The 19,037-nt window shown below is 45.4% G+C and carries 15 protein-coding genes; 11 read left to right on the plus strand and 4 right to left on the minus strand.

What is annotated here, in order from left to right; genetic code table 11:
• Positions 1-69: 69 nt before the first annotated feature.
• A complete protein-coding gene (locus tag ONT08_RS06420; RefSeq protein WP_153080140.1) occupies positions 70-999 on the plus strand; it encodes a glycosyltransferase family 2 protein in 930 nt (309 codons plus the stop codon).
• Positions 1,000-1,113: 114 nt separating this feature from the next.
• On the opposite strand, the gene ONT08_RS06425 is transcribed toward ONT08_RS06420, so the two are convergent.
• Positions 1,114-2,820: an ArnT family glycosyltransferase gene (locus ONT08_RS06425; RefSeq protein ID WP_264959516.1), complete on the minus strand. Its 1,707-nt coding sequence runs from the start codon at positions 2,818-2,820 to the stop codon at positions 1,114-1,116.
• Positions 2,821-2,958: 138 nt separating this feature from the next.
• Here ONT08_RS06425 and ONT08_RS06430 point away from each other — a divergent pair, with 138 nt between their 5' ends.
• Positions 2,959-3,231 carry a hypothetical protein gene (locus ONT08_RS06430; RefSeq protein WP_254974276.1) on the plus strand — a complete coding sequence of 91 codons (273 nt, stop codon included), beginning with the start codon at positions 2,959-2,961 and terminating at the stop codon, positions 3,229-3,231.
• Between the two features lie 522 nt (positions 3,232-3,753).
• Positions 3,754-5,160: a group II intron reverse transcriptase/maturase gene (ltrA, locus tag ONT08_RS06435; protein ID WP_264959517.1), complete on the plus strand. Its 1,407-nt coding sequence runs from the start codon at positions 3,754-3,756 to the stop codon at positions 5,158-5,160.
• 125 nt (positions 5,161-5,285) lie between these two features.
• Here the strand turns inward: ltrA and ONT08_RS06440 are convergent, their stop codons facing one another.
• Positions 5,286-6,995: a Na/Pi cotransporter family protein gene (locus ONT08_RS06440; RefSeq protein ID WP_264959518.1), complete on the minus strand. Its 1,710-nt coding sequence runs from the start codon at positions 6,993-6,995 to the stop codon at positions 5,286-5,288.
• Positions 6,996-7,166: 171 nt separating this feature from the next.
• Here ONT08_RS06440 and ONT08_RS06445 point away from each other — a divergent pair, with 171 nt between their 5' ends.
• Entirely contained in the window at positions 7,167-8,828 is a 1,662-nt protein-coding gene (locus ONT08_RS06445; protein ID WP_264959519.1) for a nucleoside kinase, read from the plus strand.
• A gap of 73 nt (positions 8,829-8,901) precedes the next feature.
• Here the strand turns inward: ONT08_RS06445 and ONT08_RS06450 are convergent, their stop codons facing one another.
• Complete coding sequence (locus ONT08_RS06450; protein ID WP_147337084.1) at positions 8,902-9,357, minus strand: hypothetical protein; 456 nt, start codon at positions 9,355-9,357, stop codon at positions 8,902-8,904.
• Positions 9,358-9,861: 504 nt separating this feature from the next.
• On the opposite strand from ONT08_RS06450, the gene ONT08_RS06455 reads away from it, so the two are divergent.
• On the plus strand, positions 9,862-10,011 hold the full coding sequence (locus ONT08_RS06455; RefSeq protein WP_264959520.1) for a hypothetical protein: 150 nt from the start codon (positions 9,862-9,864) through the stop codon (positions 10,009-10,011).
• 124 nt (positions 10,012-10,135) lie between these two features.
• Here ONT08_RS06455 and upp read toward each other — a convergent pair whose 3' ends face one another.
• Positions 10,136-10,795 (minus strand): uracil phosphoribosyltransferase, encoded by a 660-nt coding sequence (upp, locus tag ONT08_RS06460; protein WP_006848107.1) that lies wholly within the window; start codon positions 10,793-10,795, stop codon positions 10,136-10,138.
• Positions 10,796-11,153: 358 nt separating this feature from the next.
• Between upp and pckA the strand changes: the two genes are divergently transcribed.
• The 6 genes from pckA to ONT08_RS06490 all read left to right on the plus strand — a co-directional run bounded on the left by pckA (position 11,154) and on the right by ONT08_RS06490 (position 18,955).
• The gene (gene pckA / locus ONT08_RS06465; RefSeq protein ID WP_117587221.1) at positions 11,154-12,755 is read left to right on the plus strand and encodes a phosphoenolpyruvate carboxykinase (ATP); all 1,602 of its coding nucleotides are present in this window, start codon (positions 11,154-11,156) and stop codon (positions 12,753-12,755) included.
• Between the two features lie 200 nt (positions 12,756-12,955).
• Positions 12,956-14,323: a DUF6242 domain-containing protein gene (locus tag ONT08_RS06470; protein WP_264959521.1), complete on the plus strand. Its 1,368-nt coding sequence runs from the start codon at positions 12,956-12,958 to the stop codon at positions 14,321-14,323.
• A complete protein-coding gene (locus ONT08_RS06475; protein WP_264959522.1) occupies positions 14,278-14,994 on the plus strand; it encodes a porin family protein in 717 nt (238 codons plus the stop codon). Before ONT08_RS06470 ends, ONT08_RS06475 begins: the two co-directional genes overlap by 46 nt.
• Positions 14,991-15,743, plus strand: a complete 753-nt coding sequence (locus ONT08_RS06480; protein ID WP_264959523.1) for an isoprenyl transferase — start codon at positions 14,991-14,993, stop codon at positions 15,741-15,743. The genes ONT08_RS06475 and ONT08_RS06480 overlap by 4 nt, the downstream gene beginning before the upstream one ends.
• Positions 15,744-15,794: 51 nt before the next feature.
• Positions 15,795-18,431: a BamA/OMP85 family outer membrane protein gene (locus ONT08_RS06485; RefSeq protein WP_117587224.1), complete on the plus strand. Its 2,637-nt coding sequence runs from the start codon at positions 15,795-15,797 to the stop codon at positions 18,429-18,431.
• Between the two features lie 11 nt (positions 18,432-18,442).
• Positions 18,443-18,955: an OmpH family outer membrane protein gene (locus ONT08_RS06490; protein WP_022121518.1), complete on the plus strand. Its 513-nt coding sequence runs from the start codon at positions 18,443-18,445 to the stop codon at positions 18,953-18,955.
• Positions 18,956-19,037 lie beyond the last annotated feature (82 nt).

Consider the following 19,037-nt stretch of genomic DNA (forward strand, 5'->3'; position numbering starts at 1 on the left):
TAACCGTTTTTCTTGTTTAAATAGAAAAAATGAGTTACTTTTGCATCTTGAATAAATACTGGCTTATAAATGAAGATATTGATAGTTATCCCTTGTTATAACGAGGAAGAAGTGCTGCCTAAGACCTTAGATGTGCTGGGGGCATTGATCAGAAAAATTAAGAAAGAGACTGATGCCGACACAGAACTGCTGCTTGTCGACGATGGCAGTCGTGACCATACTTGGCAGATGATTTCGGATGCTGCCAAGGAGCATGGGTATGTGCATGGCATCAAACTGTCGCATAACCGGGGCCATCAGAATGCGCTTTGGGCAGGTATGGAAGCTGCGGTAGACCATTGTGATGCGATGGTAAGTATCGATGCCGACCTGCAGGACGATGAGAATGTTATTGTGGATATGGTGCGCCAGGTGCAGGAAGGCAAGGATATCATCTATGGTGTGCGCAAGGAGCGCAAGACCGATACCTTCTTCAAGCGCTTTACCGCCCAGGCTTTCTATAAACTGATGCAGAGTGTGGATAAGGAGACGGTTTACAATCATGCCGATTTCCGCATGATGACCAACCGCACCCTAAAGGCGCTGATGCAGTATCCTGAGCGCAATCTTTTCCTCAGAGCCATCGTCCGCCAGTTGGGTTTTCGAGAGGGGTTCGTCTATTACGACCGCAAGGCTCGTGAGGCGGGTGAGAGTAAGTATCCGTTTACCAAGATGCTGAGTTTCAGTATAGATGGCATCACTTCGTTCTCCGTGGCACCATTGAAGTTTATCACCTTCCTGGGTCTGGCGATGACTTTAGTAGCAATCATCATGATTATCTTTGCCTTGGTAGAATATTTCCAGGGCAAGACCATTCAGGGCTGGACCTCTATGCTTGTTTCCATGTGGTTTATCGGAGGCATCATCACCACGGGTGTAGGCATCACGGGTGTTTATATCGGCAAGATTTATACCGAGGTGAAACGTCGCCCACGATACTTCATCGAAGAAAGAGTATAATCTTATCGAAGAAAGAAAATAAGAAGAATATCAATTTGATAGATACAAAAATAGCATCGGTACTTATAATCCCGATGCTATTTTTGTATCTAATCACTAATAATTAATCACTACTCATTTGTTAAGTGCAATATTGGCACTAGTCTTCACGAATCGGTAGAAACCTACCTTGTTGTGCCATTCTACCGTCTTTCTTACTTCCCAAACCTTCTGGAAGGTGTAGTCCTTGCCGAATTTCTCAAGGAAATCAGGCATGTCTTCTTCCGGAATCATCAGTACACCATCCTGTGGCAATACCTTGTCAAACTGCTGGATCTTATCGCCCAGATAGAAGTTGAGGCTGAAGAAATGCAGCATATCTACCGACATATAAGAATAGAGTTTGCTGGTATCAAACTTCTTCTCGATAACTGGCGCCAGATGCTTATCGGTCTTCGTGTTGAGCACAGGTGGCTGCAGACTGGAGTCGAGCATCAGGAAGAGACCCACGATGGTGGCAAGGGTATATGAAACAATATTGCCTGGATTCTTCTTCTTGAGTGCTCGGAAGATGAGGTAAACTCCCCCCAAAGTGATAACCATAAAGATGCTGCATGGGATGAGCAAATCGTTGTTTTCGAGCGCATGGAGCATGGCGATATTGTCTATGGCATGCTTGCCGTGGAAGATGCTTTCTGGCACCCATCCTTTTTTTACCACCAGCAGGGCGATATTGAGAATCAGGGTTATCGAAGCAATCGCCCCGGCATAAACCTTCAAGGCTCCCATCTTCTCCTTCATCATCCAAACGATGTATTCGGCGATGAGATAGGCCATGAACGGATAGCATGGCAGCAGATAAACGCTGCGCTTGCTCTTTGGGATGCAGTAGAAGAAGAGTACCAGGAGGAAGGCGAGCCAGGTGAACACCTGCAGCGGAGTAGCCTTCTTCGCATTCTCAAGGAAACGGGTCTTCGAGAACTTCTTCCATGGCAGAATGAAGAGCGAGAACAATAATAATAAGGTGTAAGGCAACCAGCCCGTGATGAGCGTGAGAAGGTTGTACCACGCTGGGTTCTCGTGCGATTCGTATGCCATCTTGCCCATGAATCGGTCGATGTTCTCTTCCTTCACCAGGCGCAGAAACTCATCGCCGCCTTGCAGATAGGCTGCATAATACCAGCAGAAAGGAATAACGAGCGAGAGCAGGGCGGTTAGAGCCATGCGCCATACGATGCCCCAGAAGTTCTCACGCTGGGTAAGCATGAATACGCCCATCACAAAGCAAGGCAGGATGATGCCCACAGGACCTTTGGTAAGCGTAGCGCCACTCATGCAGAGGATAGCGAGCCAAGGCAACTGGTGCTTTCCTTTCTCCCACCAGCGGTAGAGCAGATACATGGCTCCCACCATGAAGGCGGTGTTCACCATATCTACACGGCAGTTCATACCCGCACGGTGCACCTCGAAGGCGGTGAGCGTGAGGATGGCTGCGATCAGGCTGGTTTGTGTATCCTTGCGCTTGGCATAGAATACGAAGCCGCCAATGGTCATCAATACCAGCGATACGGCTGACGGCAGGCGTGAGGTGTACTCATTCACATGGCCGATGAAGAGGCTGAAGAAGGCGATGCACCAGTGGAAGAATGGCGGTTTGTAAGGGATATCACCTCCGTTGTTGATAGGCAGAATCCAGTTGCCATGTTCCAGCATGGTGTAGGCAACCACCGCTTCGCGCGGTTCTCCTTTGGTATTGAAATCTGTGAGTCCAAGGAATGGAATCATCATCACGATAGCCAGGATGATGATGAGCCATAGGGCTTTGTTGTACTTGATGTTCATGTCTTATCGAAGTCTTATTATGTTATTTTGGCTGCAAAGTTACATATAATTATTTGTTTATAGACAGAATAAGGCTAGAAATTTTGCTTTTATTGGGATATTATTAACTTTGCACCCGATTTCTAAAGTAGAATAAAAATGAAACGATATTTTAAGGCTTTTGGGTATCTCCTTTCGGTGCATGTATTGGCATTGCTGGTGATGACTCTGTTCAGATTGGTAGAATTCATCGCCCTGCATGGCATGATTGTAGATGTAGAGGCGAGTAGGGTAATGGCGTTTGTCAAGGGTGTATGGTTTGACAATGTCATAGCTTGTTATATTTCGGTATTGCCTGTGGCTGTGCTCCTGATAGCAGCCAGCCTGGGGTGGTGTCATCGCCGTTTGCTGCGTGGCATCAACATCTGGTAGTATGCTCGGCATGAGCATTGTCTAATGGGTGCAAGTCCCTAGTAAGCCCTAATAGCGGGAATTACCTAGCCAATGTCAAGGGTGTCCATCGTGAGTTGGAATCTGAAAGAAGCCGGCGGCAAACATCTGACCTAACGTACAGAAACTTCATACAAGGCATATGACCGTGGATTAGATTGCTATACAAATCAAAGTCCCATAGCTATTCGGAACGGTTGGTGTAAATGAAGTGGGTATAAGATGGAAAGACAATGCCCTTATCCGAGGAGGTCTCACGGACTTGTCGAATAGCTATGTTGCGAAAGGCAAGGAGTGAGTCCACTTGAAAAAGTCATTTTTACGAAAACGTGCCATTGATTGTCAATAAGTTACAAAGATAAAAATATGATTCTGGACTTTTTCAAGTGGGCTCAGGAGTAAAGCTAGCCGTGAGAAGTCAGCAGATGTCATAGTAGTGTGCTTTTCGATATAGCGCATGAAGGACAGAACCTATATTAAACGATAGTAATTGAAACATACCTTATGAAAGTAAGAACGCAGAAAACATTGGCAGAAGTTAATGGCTGCCCCCAAAGAGCTAGGACGGAATCCGAATGGTATGGGGTAGCGCAGACTTTCATGTGGATGTGTGAAGACAACATCGTGGAAGTACCATTCGACAAGGAGCACTTGTTGGAGCGAATCCTTAGTCCCGATACCCTGAACCAAGCCTACAAAGCGGTGGTTCTCAACAAGGGATGCGGCGGTATCGACAAGATGTCTTGTGAGGAACTCCTCCCTTGGCTCTTGGCTAACAAGGATTCTCTGATACGTTCCTTGCAGGACGGTTCATACCGTCCGAACCCAGTCCGTCGAGTAGAGATACCGAAGGACAATGGCAAGAAGCGCCTGTTGGGCATCCCCACCGTGGTTGACCGATTGGTGCAACAAGCCATCAACCAAACCTTGACACCCATCTATGAGCGACAGTTCTCGTCACGGAGTTACGGCTTCCGCCCAAGGCGAGGATGCCACGATGCACTTAGGGGAGCGCAGAAGATAATCGACAATGGCTATATATACGTTGTCGATTTAGACTTGGAACGCTTCTTCGACACGGTGAGTCATAGCAAACTCATAGAAATCCTAAGCCGAACCATCAAGGATGGGAGGGTTGTCAGCCTTATACACAAATATCTTCGCAGCGGTGTGATAAACAAGGGCTTGTTCGAGGCAAGTGAGGAGGGAACTCCCCAAGGAGGACCGTTGAGTCCACTGCTGAGCAACATCATGCTCAACGAGTTGGACAAGGAACTCGAACGCAGAGGTCTCCCCTTTGTTCGTTATGCCGATGACTCAATGATATTCTGTAAGTCCAAGCGAGCAGCAATGCGAGTCAAGGAGTCCATCACCAAGTTCATAGAAGGTAAACTATACCTCAAGGTGAACAAGGAGAAGACTGTCGTCTCGTATGTGCGTGGTGTGAAATCCCTCGGCTACTCCTTCTATGTATCCAAAGGCAAATGCCAACTGACTGTGCATCCCAAATCCAAAGCAAAGATGAAAGCCAAACTAAAGGAACTTACGAATCGGAGCAATGGATGGGGATATGAAAAATGGAAGCAAAAGCTAGAGGAATACATACGAGGATGGGTGGGGTACTATCATCTTGCAAATATGAAGCAACTGCTCCTTGAAACGGACAAATGGCTGCGCAGACGAATACGCATGTGTATATGTAAGTCTTGGAAGAGAGTCAAGACGAGAATTGCCAACCTCGTAAGGTGTGGTATAGATAAATACCAAGCCTATATGTGGGGCAACAGCCGTCTTGGGTATTGGCGTGTAGCAGACAGTCCTATTTTGAAAATGGCTATCAGCAATGATAGTCTTCGTAAGACAGGGTATGTCACGCTGATGGGTTCGTATCTCGAATGGCACCCAAAGTAGGAACCGCCGTATGCGGAACCGCACGTACGGTGGTGTGGGAGGTCGGTGAATGCGAAAGTAGGAGGTAAATGCCTCTTATGAGTAACATTTACCTCCTACCCGATTATATATAAAAAATTGAGGTGTTATGCTTCATGCTGTCTTACACCCATGCGGGCCTCTACTACGTTTACTACATAGTCGCCGAGCTTCTCGCATTCCTGGATGATATCCATATACATGGTACCGATGGCGTAGGTATAGAGATGGTTGTTTACATCGTTGATGTTCTGGCTCTTCAACTGATTGCGATAGTTGTTGATTTCGTTCTCGATGTTGAAAGAGAGGTTGGCATCGTTGTCTCCCTTATGACCTACGAGGGTGATGTTCATCTGGGTAAGGGCATTGTCGGTAAGCTCCATCATCTGATGCATGTGCTCATACTGTGAAGTGATGAAGTCTTCCTTGCTCTTGAAACGGCGGTTCAGCGTGCGGGCGATGTTGAAGCAGCTGTCACCGATACTCTCTATCTCAGAAATCTCGCGGAGCATGGCGCGGATTTTTGCCTTGGTCTCGTCAGAAAGATGAGAATCGCTCACCTGGTCGAGATATTTGGCAATCTCTATCTCCATGTTGTCAGAGATGCCCTCGTATTTCTCGATGCGGCTATAGAGTTTTACAAACTTTTCTTCATTGGTCTCGCCAAGAAGCGTCTTCACCATACCGAACATGCGCTGGATGCGCTCGGCAAAACAATGGATTTCCTTCTGTGCCTCCAAGACAGAGATTTCCGGTGTCTTCATGATACCGCTCTGGATAAAGCGCAGGCGGAAGTCGTCCTCATCGGCATTCTTCTTAGGACGGATAATCTTGCATACCAGCTTCTCTATCTGTGGAATGAACCATACCAGGATAAAGGTGTTGGCGAGGTTGAAGGTGGTATGGAAGGCGGCAAGCACAAAGGATAGCTTGGCTGCATTGGCTACGAAATGAGGATCAGTCTTCTCCATGGCATCGTCGAAACCTACCCAGCCGCAAACCAGATGGATGAACGGGTGGAATATGCAGAGTATCCAAAGCACACCGAAGATGTTGAACACCATGTGCGCCATCGCCGCTCTCCGGGCCTGGGTATTGGCGGTGAGCGCTGCCACGTTGGAGGTTACGGTTGTACCGATATTCTCACCCATCACAAGCGCAATGCCCTGATAGATTGGCAATACACCGGTAGAGCAGAGAATCATCGTAATCGCCATGACGGCTGCCGAACTCTGCACGCACATAGTGAGTATACTACCGATAATCAGGAAGGTGATGGTAGTTTGGAAACTGTGAGGGTCGAAACTTGCGAAGAATTCAAGAACTGGCTGATTATGAGCCAGATCCATGTCGATACCGGTTTGGCGTAAAGTACCCAAACCGAGGAACATAAAGGATATACCGAAGATGAAGTCGCCGATAATCTTGCGCTTCTTGCTGTAAATCAGGATGATGGCGATGAAGAACGCCGGCCATACAAAATCTGTGATGTTAAACGAGAAACCGGCACTCATAATCCATGCGGTGAGCGTGGTTCCGATGTTGGCGCCCATGATAACGGAGATAGCCTGGGCTAGGGTAAGGAGACCTGCATTAACGAATGATACGGTCATCACCGTTGTGGCTGTAGAAGACTGCACCGCTGCGGTGATGAGCGTACCCGAGAGGATGCCCGTCAAACGATTGGTGGTCATTGTTCCTAACACATGGCGGAGCTGTGGTCCCGCCATCTTCTGCAAACTGTCGCTCATGGTCTTCATACCGAACATCAGTAGGGCGAGTGCTCCAATAAGCTTAAAAAATATCCAAATCGACATATAATAACTTAATTAATGTTGTCAAATACATCAAGTTTCCGAATTTCTTCGTAACTTTACACTCTGTAGGCGTCTCTCTTCTTAAAAGAGTAAGCCGGTGCTCAAAAAGCACCTTCGGGGGCTTCGAGAGCTGGTAGATTAGTTTAATTTTGTAACATAGTTTTAATACAAATGAAACAAGTAATTCAAATCCGTTGCAAAAATAATAAAAAATCTCAGAAAGTAGAAATCGGAAGCACACTTTTTGATATTTTTTCTGCATTTGACCTCAAAATGACCCATGGACCGGTGTCTGCAAGGGTAAATAACAAGGTTGAAGGCATGCATTATCGTGTTTATAATTCTAAAGATGTAGAATTTCTTGATATGACTTCTTCATCCGGTTCGCGTGCATATACCCGTACCCTCTTCTTTGTTCTCTGCAAGGCGGTACAGGACATTTATCCTGCTACAGATGTGGTGATTGACATTCCCGTATCGAATGGTTTTTACGTAGATATCCGCCTGGGCAGACCTGTTGTAGATGAAGATGTGAACATTATCCGCCGTCGCATGCAGGAGATTATCGATGCCAGGATGCCGATACGCCGGTTCACCGTGCCTACCGAAGAGGCTGTGGCGCTGTTCCTGGAGAAAGGGGATATAGAAAAGGTGAAACTGCTCAAGACATCGGGCTCTATCTATACTACCTATTATAAAATAGGTGATTATGTGGATTATTACTACGGCACGCTGCTCACCAATACCTCGCAGCTCTATCTCTTCGGGCTGGAGAAATATTATGATGGCATGCTCCTGCGCATTCCTTCGCTCAAGAACCCGGATGTGCTGGGCGAAATGACCCGACAGGACAAGATGTTTGAGATATTCAAGGAGCATCATCGCTGGCAGAGTATCCTGGGCATCAGGACTGTAGGCGATTTTAACCAGGCGATAGATGCCAATCATTCTACCGACATCATCAATATCAGCGAGGCGCTGCAGGAGAAGAAGATTGCCAAGATTGCTGAGGAGATTGCCAGCCGCAAGGGCGTGAAACTGGTGCTGCTGGCAGGTCCTTCTTCTTCGGGCAAGACCACTTCGTGCAAACGCCTGAGCATACAGCTTGCCGTAAACGGATTGAAACCGCTCCAGATTTCGCTTGATGATTATTTCGTAGATAGGGAAAAAACGCCGAAGGATGCTTCGGGCGAATATGATTATGAGAGCATTTATGCCCTGGATCTCGACCTGATCAACGAGCAGTTCAATGCCCTCTTCCGTGGTGAGGAGGTGGAATTGCCGAAGTATGATTTCCAGAGCGGAAAGAGTAAAAAGAGCGGCAACAAGCTGAAGATGAACGATAACAATGTACTGGTGGTAGAGGGCATTCATGCATTGAACCCAGAGCTGACGGCCCACATCCCACAGGAGCAGATATTCAGAGTATATGCTTCGGCGCTGACCACGATTCTTCTGGATAATCACAATTATATCCCGACGACAGACAACCGTTTGCTCCGCCGCATCATCCGCGATTACAAGTATCGGGGTGTCTCTGCCCAGGAAACCATTCATCGCTGGCCTTCGGTAAGGGCGGGTGAGAACAAGTGGATATTCCCATTCCAGGAGAATGCCGATGCGATGCTCAATACGGCGATGCTTTATGAGCTGGCTGTAATCAAGACGCAGGCAGAGCCGCTGCTGCAGCAGGTTCCGGAGAATTGTGAGGAATATGCTGAGGCTTACCGGTTGCTTAAGTTCCTGAAATACTTCAAGGGTATACCTTATAATAATCTGCCGCCTACTTCGCTTCTGCGAGAGTTCCTGGGGGGCAGCTCGTTCCATTATTAAAGGGTAGCTTATCAAAAAAGTCCAAAGATAGTTTTCAAACCAGATTTCTTTCTTTGGACTTTTTCTTTAAAGACTATGGCTCTATTATTTGGTATTGTAATTTGATGTTTGGCTTATCCTCTCTGTCGATAAGATATGCGACATTCCATCTTTGCATCACATTTGTAAAGTTCTGTTCTATATGGATGGATAGAATTTTGCAACTTTCTGTTGACGCCAAGGAACTCTCTAGTTTGGCTATCCCATGTGTTGATTCTCCTTGTATGTAGATTAGCGTGTATTTTAGAAAGTTCACTTCTGGTAGTTCTATTTTTGTGTCAGGCTTTGCGCTACTTACACAATTCTTGAAATACTTTTCAAAGTCATCTTTCGTATTTATGGTAAGAATCTGATTGTCTGGAGTCTCTATCATCGCATCGGTAGGAATCTCATACTTTCTATATGACGCAGTATTTTCATCGTTGTTAGAACAACTTGCCATTAATGTTAAAATGCAGCTTAATATTGCTGATATTATTGTACTTCTCATAATCTTTTTCATACGTTTGGCATTTTTGTTAATAATTAAATTATGGGTGCAAATATACAAGATTAATTTAAAACGAACTTTGTCTTATGTAACAAAAACTTTTCCTATTTTATTGTCTGTGCGCTTGACGATACGATTTTTGTTCTAAAAGAGCGCACTTATAATAATCTGCCGCCTACTTCGCTTCTGCGAGAGTTCCTGGGGGGCAGCTCGTTCCATTATTAAAGGTTTTATCTATCGGAGATAAGTTGGCTGTTTGAGTAGGACAGCCAACTGGCAGAAGCCGAACAGCCGACTAGCGCCTTATCCGCTAGTCGGCTGTTTGGGTTTGGCTATTGGCTAGTTTTCAATCGCTAGTCGGCAATTTGTCTTTAACAGTTCTCGGAACTGGTTTTATCTGATATCCTTTTAAGTGTCTGATTTGCTTTTTTAGGCGATAGACGAAAAACTCTTCACTCTTCACCAAAAGCTCCGAATCCCCTGTGTTTATCGGCATTCCGAGGGGTGAAGAGTTATTTGTATCTCTTCACCTACTCTTCACCACTCTTCACCCTTCAGTTCTGGCTGATTTGCAATTCTCCTATCTGTCTTTCGCATCTGTTTCCGTTCCTGTCGGTGAAGAGTGGTGAAGAGAGGGTGAAGAGATACAAATAACTCTTCACCCCTCGGAATGCCGATAAACACAGGGGGTTCGGGCCGAAAGGTGAAGAGTGAAGAGTATTTCAGAGTATAGTTGCTATACTTTTTATAAAGCGTACGAATTTATAAAGCCTGCGGCTTAGAGCTTGCTGCCATAGCACAAGTCGCCGGCATCGCCGAAGCCTGGCACGATATACTTATGCTCGTTCAAGCCTTCATCAATAGAGGCACACCAGATGGTAGTCTTGTCCTCAGGGAAGGTCTTCTTGACGTGCTCAATACCCTCAGGTGCAGCGAGAACACAGGCAATGTGGATATGTTTAGGATTGCCCTTGGTGAGGAAAGCCTTCATGCCCATCTCCATGCTGATACCTGTGGCAAGCATAGGGTCGGCAATGATGAGCACCTTATCCGTAAGATCAGGTGTGGCGAGGTATTCGATATGTACGCCCACCTCAGTATGCTCCTTGTTGGTATACTCGCGATAAGCACTCACAAAGGCATTGCCAGAGTGGTCGAAAATATTGAGAAAACCTTCGTGGAAAGGAAGTCCGGCACGGAAGATCGTACCGATGACAATCTTTTCGGTAGGAAGATTGACCTGGGCTACACCGAGCGGTGTTGTCACCTCAGTCTTTTCGTAATTAAGAGTCTTTGATATTTCAAAGGCTTCATACTCACCGATTCTCATAATATTGTTGCGGAAGAGCAGTCGGTTCTTTTGATAATCGCAGTCACGCATCTCTGCCAGATACCGGTTGATGATGCAATTGTGCTCGCTCAGATTATTTATCTTCATATAGCTGTAGTTTTTCTGCAAAGATATAATAAATCTCGGAAACGGCAAAATGTTTGGGCAATTATTTTCTCTCTGGAGGAATGAAAGAACATGTTACTATCTTATTTTTCTTCAAATATCCTCTTATATATAAATAGGTGTAAATCTCTGCTTGTTTTTCTCTAAGCAGAGATTTTTTGCAAAGTCAACGTGGCAAATTTCAGATGAAATCTTTCGTTTTTAATTTCTTTAACCTAAAAAGATTTTAAAATACATTTTTTATGCATGAGAATCTTTGCTATAAAACATATTTTTCGTAACTTTGCGGCGATTTAGGAAACGAACAAATATTTCACAACTTAAATACATTTAAAGTAAAATGGCAAAGTTAGATTTGACAAAGTATGGCATTACTGGTGCTACAGTAATCGCTCACAATCCTTCTTACGAGAAGTTGTTCGAGGAGGAGACAAAGGCTGGTCTCGAAGGTTATGAGAAGGGTCAGCAGACAGAATTAGGTGCAGTTAACGTTATGACTGGTATCTACACAGGTCGTTCACCTAAGGATAAGTACATCGTAATGGATGAGAACTCAAAGGACACTGTATGGTGGACTACTGATGAATATAAGAATGATAACCACCCAATGTCTGAGGAGGTTTGGGGTACAGTTAAGGATCTCGCTGTTAAGGAGCTCTGCAACAAGAACCTCTATGTTGTAGATGGTTTCTGCGGTGCTAACAAGGATACTCGTATGGCTGTTCGTTTCATCGTTGAGGTTGCTTGGCAGGCTCACTTCGTAACAAACATGTTCATCCGTCCTACAGCTGAGGAGCTCGAGGCATTCGAGCCAGACTTCGTTGTTTACAACGCTTCTAAGGCTAAGGTTGAGAATTACAAGGAGCTCGGTTTGAACTCTGAGACTTGTGTTGCTTTCAACGTAACATCTAAGGAGCAGGTTATCATCAATACATGGTATGGTGGTGAGATGAAGAAGGGTATGTTCTCTATGATGAACTACTTCTTGCCATTGAAGGGTATGGCTTCTATGCACTGCTCTGCTAACTGCGATATGAACGGTGAGAATACAGCTATCTTCTTCGGTCTTTCTGGTACAGGTAAGACTACATTGTCTACAGACCCTAAGCGTAAGTTGATCGGTGACGATGAGCACGGCTGGGATGACAATGGTGTATTCAACTTCGAAGGTGGTTGCTACGCTAAGGTTATCAACCTTGACAAGGAGTCTGAGCCAGATATCTACAACGCTATCAAGCGCAACGCTCTCTTGGAGAACGTAACTGTAGCTGCTGATGGTAAGATTGACTTCGCTGATAAGAGCGTAACAGAGAACACTCGTGTTTCTTACCCAATCTTCCACATCAACAACATCCAGCCAGGTTCTTCTGCTCCAGCTGCTAAGCAGGTTATCTTCCTCTCAGCTGATGCATTCGGTGTATTGCCTCCAGTATCTATCCTGACTCCAGAGCAGACTCAGTACTACTTCCTCTCTGGCTTCACAGCTAAGTTGGCAGGTACAGAGCGCGGTATCACAGAGCCTACTCCAACATTCTCTGCTTGCTTCGGCCAGGCATTCTTGGAGTTGCACCCAACAAAGTACGCTCAGGAGTTGGTTAAGAAGATGAACAAGAACAACGCTAAGGCTTACCTCGTTAACACAGGTTGGAACGGTACAGGCAAGCGTATCTCTATCCGCGATACACGTGGTATCATCGACGCTATCTTGAGCGGTGACATCGACAAGGCTCCTACAAAGCAGATTCCTATGTTCGACTTCAAGGTTCCAACAGAGTTGCCAGGTGTAGCTACTGAGATCTTGGATCCACGCGATACATACGCTGAGGCTTCTCAGTGGGAGGAGAAGGCTAAGGATTTGGCTGCTCGTTTCATCAAGAACTTCGCTAAGTATACAAACAACGAGGCTGGTAAGGCTCTCGTTGCTGCTGGTCCACAGCTCTAATTCGACATTTCGAATTTATACTAAATATGGAATCCCGTTTCTTGCAAAAGAAGCGGGATTTCTTCGTTTTTACGCCTCGAAATCACTAAAAAACTTAAAAAATGCGTCTAAAATGAATAATTTGCATAATAATAAGGAGAAAAGGTCGAGTTTTTAAAGAATTCTCAGTAAATTTGCAGCTAAAAATAAAATAGGATAGAATGAAAAGGAAGTTTTTTGCTTTCATAGCGCTGATTACAGCTACGCTCTCGCTCTCTTCTTGCTTGAGCAGCGATGAAACAACAGTAGAATATACACATGATACAGCCATCACGGCTTTCTCGTTGGGTAGTCTTGACAGATATACCAAAACGAAGGCAGGTAAAGATACCTTGCTCAAGGCTAATGTGACGGGCTCTGACTATAAATTTTACATAGATCAGGCACAACGCTTGATTTATAATGTAGATTCCTTGCCTTGTGGGGTGAGGGATACTGCCATATTGGCTACTATCAGCAGCAAGAATAGCAGCCCTATTCTCCTGATGGATATCAACAAGACTGATTCTGTCGCAGCATACTATTCAAGCTCTGATTCCATCAACTTCTCAAAGCCTCGCTTTATTAGAGTTTACAGCAGCGACTACTCTGCCTATGCCCAGTATAAGGTTACCGTAAACGTACATAAGGAGTTGCCTTATGAGTTTAAGTGGCATGAGCTGGCTCAGAACAACAGTCAGTTGGCAGCATTCTCTGATCTGAAGGCTGTAGCTTGTGGTGATGACATCTATGTATTCGGCAAGACTGCCGAGGGTACTCAGGTGCTGAAGTCAGCCATCAATGATGGCAGCGCCTGGTCATCTATTATGATGAACGTAAGCTTAAGTAGTGACGCTTACCAGAGTGCAGTAGCGCTGGAAGGCAAACTCTATATCTCAGATGGCGGCAAGGTTTATGCTTCTGCCGATGCAGCAACATGGGCATTGGTTTCTTCTGAAAATGCAGATGTCAAGCAGCTCATTGGTGCAAGCAGCAAGAATCTCTATGCTTATAATACTGCTGCAGGTATCTCTGTTTCAAAAGACAAGGGTGTCAGCTGGGAGCAGGAGAAACTTGATACAGATAAAGCCTATTTGCCAACACAGAATATCTCAATGAATGTGGCTGGCGTACTCTCTGCTAAGGATGTAGAGAACGTAATGCTGCTGGGTACTCGCGACAAGGCTTTGAATGATACGGTTGCTACCACATGGTTGCGCACGGTTGACTATGATGCAAATGAAGACGGACAGTGGAACTATCTGGAAATCGAAAAAAATAAAAGTGGAAAGATGCCTTGGCTGGATCAGGTAATTACCTGTGCTGCCGATACAGGCTTCGTTGCTTTAGGCTGCAACGGCAAATGGTATAAGAGCCAGGATGCCGGATTGACTTGGAAGCAGGATGCGATGGTTGTTCTGCCTGCTAAGTTTGCTACTGAAGGTCGTTTCGCTTTCTGCCGTGACAAGCAACATTATTATTGGATTATCAGAAACGGATACGTATGGAGAGGACGTTTCAATATAGATGGCTGGAGCAAGGAAGATTAATCATCCTGCTTGCCTTCTTAACTCTGGGCTGTATGGCGGTTCGTGCACAGGACGATCCGCAATATCGCATGGAGATAGGCGCCGGTGTTGGAGTAATGACCTATGAAGGCGACTTTAACGGAAATGTGCTTGGCGACATGCAACCTGCCGGTTTCCTGGTGGGAAGATACAATTTCGACCCCTACAAGGACTTGAAACTGAGCGTGGGCTTTGGAAAAATAAAAGGTTCTTCGGCAAATGTGGATACTTTCTATCCTGATTATGCGGAGAATCCCTATAGTTTCAATCATACGCTGGTGGATATGAATCTGGTGTTTGAGTACAACTTCTGGCCTTACGGAACAGGCAGAGACTATCGCGGAGCCCAGCGCCTGGTTCCTTATATACTGGGAGGCCTGGGAGCAACCTATATAAAAGGTAACGAAAAAAATGTATTTACAGCCAACGTGCCTTTAGGCATCGGCGCAAAATATAAAGTAAATGAAAGGTTGAACTTGGGACTGGCCTGGACTTTCCATTTCTCGCTCAGCGATGAACTGGATGGTGTGAAAGACCCTTACTGGGTAAAGAGCAGTGGCATTTTCAAGAATACCGACTGCTATTCTACCATAGCCGTTTCGGTGACCTATAGTTTCAGTGCAAAATGTAAAACTTGTAATAAAGAAGAATGATGGACAACTTAGATATGAGCAGGATTCCTGAGCACATCGCTATCATTATGGATGGCAATGGTCGCTGGGCAACAGAACGGGGCAAGGAGCGTAGCTACGGCCATCAGGCTGGAGTAGATACCGTGCGCCGAATTACATCGGAGTGTACCAGGTTGGGGGTAAAATATCTCACCCTCTATACTTTCTCTACAGAGAATTGGAACCGTCCGGCCGATGAGGTTGCTGCCTTGATGGGACTGGTACTGACTTCGCTCGAAGATGAAATCTTCATGAAGAATAATGTCCGCTTCCGTGTGATAGGCGATTTGAAACGCCTGCCACAACAGGTGCAGGACAAGCTTCAGGAGACCATGGACCATACTGCGAAGAACGATTCGATGACTATGGTAGTGGCATTGAGCTATTCTTCACGTTGGGAAATCCTGAATGCTACAAAGAAAATGATAAAAGAAGCGCTCGATTCTGGTTCAACCTATGAGCAGGTAGAGGACAAACTGACAGAGGAGAACTTCGAGAAGCATCTTGAGACCAGTTTCATGCCAGATCCTGAACTCCTGATACGTACAGGAGGTGAACTCCGTATCAGCAACTATCTTCTTTGGCAGATAGCTTATTCAGAGTTGTATTTCTGTGATACCTTCTGGCCAGACTTCAATGAAGAAGATCTGCACAAGGCAATAGCAAGTTATCAGAACCGCCAACGTCGATTTGGAAAAACCGAGGCACAGGTGGAAGAGGAGGAGAAATAGGCAAACCTCATACAAGCATAGAAAAATCATATTATATATAATAAGGTATAAATGAATAGATTTAAAAAGATTTTCATCCTGCTGTTCGGCGTAATGGCATGCATGCAGATTCAGGCACAAGATAAAATCGTAAACCCTGACATCTCGTATGCTGGTACACCTCGTACCCTTAAGATTGGTGGTATCAATGTTTCGGGTGTTGAGGGCTATGAAGACTATGTACTCACAGGTATCTCAGGCCTCAGTGTGGGCGATGAGATTACTGTGCCTGGCGACGAGATTACCAATGCCGTAAAGCGCTACTGGAAACATGGACTCTTCTCGAAGGTGGCTATCGCTGCCGACTCTATCGTAGGTGAGAAACTTTATCTCCATATCTATCTTGCGGTTCGTCCACGTATCTCTAATATCAACTATGTTGGTTTGAAAAAGAGCGAGCGTGAAGATATGGAGCAGAAGTTGGGTATGGTAAAGGGCACTCAGGTAACTCCGAATATGCTCGACCGTGCCAAGATTCTTGCCAAGAAGTATTTCGATGATAAGGGCTTCAAGAACGCTGATATCCAGATAAACCAGCGCGATGATATTGCCAACAAGGGACAGGTAATCCTGGATGTTGTTGTTGACAAGAAAGAAAAAATCAAGGTACATCAGATAACAATCGATGGAAACGAACAGCTTTCTGACCGCAAGATTAAGGGTGGACTCTTCTCGAAGGGTGCTTTTGCCAAGACGCATGAGGCTGGTAAGTTCGCCTCTTTCTTCAAGTCGAAGAAGTTTACCCCTGAGAGATGGAAGGAAGATAAGCAGAAACTCATCGACAAATATAATGAGTATGGTTTCCGTGATGCTCAGATTCTGGAAGATAGCGTGAGCAACTTCGATGAGAAGCACGTTAATATCTACATCAAGGTAGATGAAGGTAAGAAATACTATATCCGCAACATCTCTTGGGCAGGTAATACCGTTTACTCTTCAGCTTATCTCGAAGCATTGCTCGGCATGAAGAAGGGCGATGTATATAACCAGAAGATATTGGGTAAGCGCCTGAATGAAGATGATGACGCAGTTTCTAACCTCTACTATAATAATGGTTATGTGTTCTCTCGTATCGAACCGACTGAAATCAATATTGATGGCGATTCTATCGATTTGGAGATGCGCGTAACAGAGGGACCTCAGGCTTATCTGAGCCATGTACGTATCAATGGTAATACCCGTCTTTACGAAAACGTAGTGCGTCGTGAACTTCGTACCAAGCCAGGCGACCTTTTCTCTAAGGATGCTCTGATGCGTTCGGCTCGTGAACTTGCTTCTATGGGACACTTTGATCCAGAGAAGGTTAGCCCGGATGTAAAGCCTAATCCTGAAGATGGTACGGTTGATGTAAACTGGAACCTGGAGCAGAAGAGTAACGACCAGATTGAGTTCTCGCTCGGTTGGGGTCAGACGGGTGTCATCGGACGTGTGGGCTTGAAGCTCAACAACTTCTCTATGGCAAACCTCTTCAACAAAAACAAGGAGCATCGTGGTATCATGCCTATCGGTGATGGTGAGGTGCTGAGTATCGGTGCACAGACCAATGGTACCTACTACCAGAGCTATAACGTAAGCTACTCTACCAACTGGTTTGGCGGCAAGCGCCCTATCCAGTTCAGCGTAGGTGCATACTACAGTAAGAGTACCGACGTGTCAAGCAACTATTACAATAGTGCTTACATGAACAACTATTACAGTTATATGTATGGTTATGGTTCTAGTTACTATAACAACTACGAGAATTATTACGATCCAGACAAGTATATCCAGATGGTGGGTGTAAGCCTCGGTTGGGGTAAGCGCCTCCGTTGGCCGGATGATTACTTCACCTTGTCTGTACAGTTGGCTTACCAGCGCTACATGATGAAGAACTGGAGCTATATGTTGATGACCAACGGTAATGCGAACAACTTGAACTTGACCATCGCATTGAACCGAACATCAACCGATAACCAACTCTTCCCACGTCGTGGTTCTGAGGTTGAGGCAAGTGTCAACCTTACTCCACCATGGAGTGCGTTCGACAACAAGGACTACAAGAATCTTGCCAACGATTCTAAGTCGCCAACCTATTCTGCTGAGCAGCAGGAGAAGTACAGATGGATTGAATACCATAAGTGGAAGTTCAAGGCAAAGACTTATACTGCACTCACAGAGGGTCAGAAGTGCTTCGTATTGATGACCCGTGTAGAACTCGGTTTGCTCGGTTCTTATAGCAAGTATAAGAAGAGTCCGTTCGAGACCTACTATGTGGGTGGTGACGGTATGAGTGGATACTCATCATATTATGGTGAGGAAACAATCGGACTCCGCGGTTATGAGAATGGTTCTGTATCTTACAGTCCTACAACCGGTTACTATGCTTATGCATACGACCGCTTCTCATTGGAGCTTCGCTATCCATTCCTCTTAGGTAACACAACCATTTACGGTTTGACCTTCGTAGAGGCTGGTAACGCCTGGTATGAAACCAAGAAGTTCAACCCATTCAGCATGAAACGTAGTGCCGGTGTCGGTGTACGTATCTTCTTGCCTATGGTTGGTCTGATGGGTATTGACTGGGCCTACGGTTTCGATACAGTATGGAATGGTAGCTCATATAAGAAGGGTGGAAGCCAGTTCCACTTCATCTTAGGTCAGGAATTCTAAAAATGGGTTTTATGAAGAAAATAGTATTGATGCTGATGATGGCTGTAGCAGCCATCTCAGCACATGCACAGAAATATGCATTGATAGATATGGAGTACATCTTGAAGAATGTACCCGCTTATGAGCGTGCCAACGAGCAGCTGAATCAGGTAAGCCGCAAATGGCAGGCTGAGGTAGAAGCTCTTAACACAGAGGCAAGCACCATGTATAAGAACTATCAGAACGAGGTAGTGTTCCTTTCCCAGGAGCAGAAGAAGGCTAAGCAGGATGCCATCATGCAGAAAGAGAAGGAGGCTAGTGATTTGAAGAAAAAATATTTTGGTGCAGAAGGCGACCTCTATAAGATGCGTGAGGCGTTGATGGGACCTATTCAGGAAGAGATTTATACAGCCGTAAAAGAGATTTCAGACCTGCGCGGATATTCGCTTGTTCTCGATAGAGCTAGCAACAGCGGCATCATCTTTGGCTCTCCTAAGATAGATATTAGCAACGAAGTGCTCCAAAAATTAGGTTATTCCAAATAATAATTGTATATTTGCAGCCGGTAAGTACATGTGCCAATGGTTGGCGGCATGAAAACTTCATTTAGAAATTAATAATTAAAAA

It is taken from the genome of Segatella copri, from assembly GCF_026015465.1.
GTDB classification, from domain to species: Bacteria; Bacteroidota; Bacteroidia; order Bacteroidales; family Bacteroidaceae; genus Prevotella; species Prevotella copri_E.

What these genes read in the sequence shown, in the direction of transcription:
- ONT08_RS06475 (WP_264959522.1), top strand. Translation starts at nt 14,278, where the DNA reads ATGGAGAGGACGTTTCAATATAGATGGCTGGAGCAAGGAAGATTAATC.
- ONT08_RS06430 (WP_254974276.1), top strand. Translation starts at nt 2,959, where the DNA reads ATGAAACGATATTTTAAGGCTTTTGGGTATCTCCTTTCGGTGCATGTA.
- ONT08_RS06470 (WP_264959521.1), top strand. Translation starts at nt 12,956, where the DNA reads ATGAAAAGGAAGTTTTTTGCTTTCATAGCGCTGATTACAGCTACGCTC.
- ONT08_RS06485 (WP_117587224.1), top strand. Translation starts at nt 15,795, where the DNA reads ATGAATAGATTTAAAAAGATTTTCATCCTGCTGTTCGGCGTAATGGCA.
- upp (WP_006848107.1), bottom strand. Translation starts at nt 10,795, where the DNA reads ATGAAGATAAATAATCTGAGCGAGCACAATTGCATCATCAACCGGTAT.
- ONT08_RS06450 (WP_147337084.1), bottom strand. Translation starts at nt 9,357, where the DNA reads ATGAGAAGTACAATAATATCAGCAATATTAAGCTGCATTTTAACATTA.
- pckA (WP_117587221.1), top strand. Translation starts at nt 11,154, where the DNA reads ATGGCAAAGTTAGATTTGACAAAGTATGGCATTACTGGTGCTACAGTA.
- ltrA (WP_264959517.1), top strand. Translation starts at nt 3,754, where the DNA reads ATGAAAGTAAGAACGCAGAAAACATTGGCAGAAGTTAATGGCTGCCCC.
- ONT08_RS06440 (WP_264959518.1), bottom strand. Translation starts at nt 6,995, where the DNA reads ATGTCGATTTGGATATTTTTTAAGCTTATTGGAGCACTCGCCCTACTG.
- ONT08_RS06425 (WP_264959516.1), bottom strand. Translation starts at nt 2,820, where the DNA reads ATGAACATCAAGTACAACAAAGCCCTATGGCTCATCATCATCCTGGCT.
- ONT08_RS06490 (WP_022121518.1), top strand. Translation starts at nt 18,443, where the DNA reads ATGAAGAAAATAGTATTGATGCTGATGATGGCTGTAGCAGCCATCTCA.
- ONT08_RS06420 (WP_153080140.1), top strand. Translation starts at nt 70, where the DNA reads ATGAAGATATTGATAGTTATCCCTTGTTATAACGAGGAAGAAGTGCTG.
- ONT08_RS06445 (WP_264959519.1), top strand. Translation starts at nt 7,167, where the DNA reads ATGAAACAAGTAATTCAAATCCGTTGCAAAAATAATAAAAAATCTCAG.
- ONT08_RS06480 (WP_264959523.1), top strand. Translation starts at nt 14,991, where the DNA reads ATGATGGACAACTTAGATATGAGCAGGATTCCTGAGCACATCGCTATC.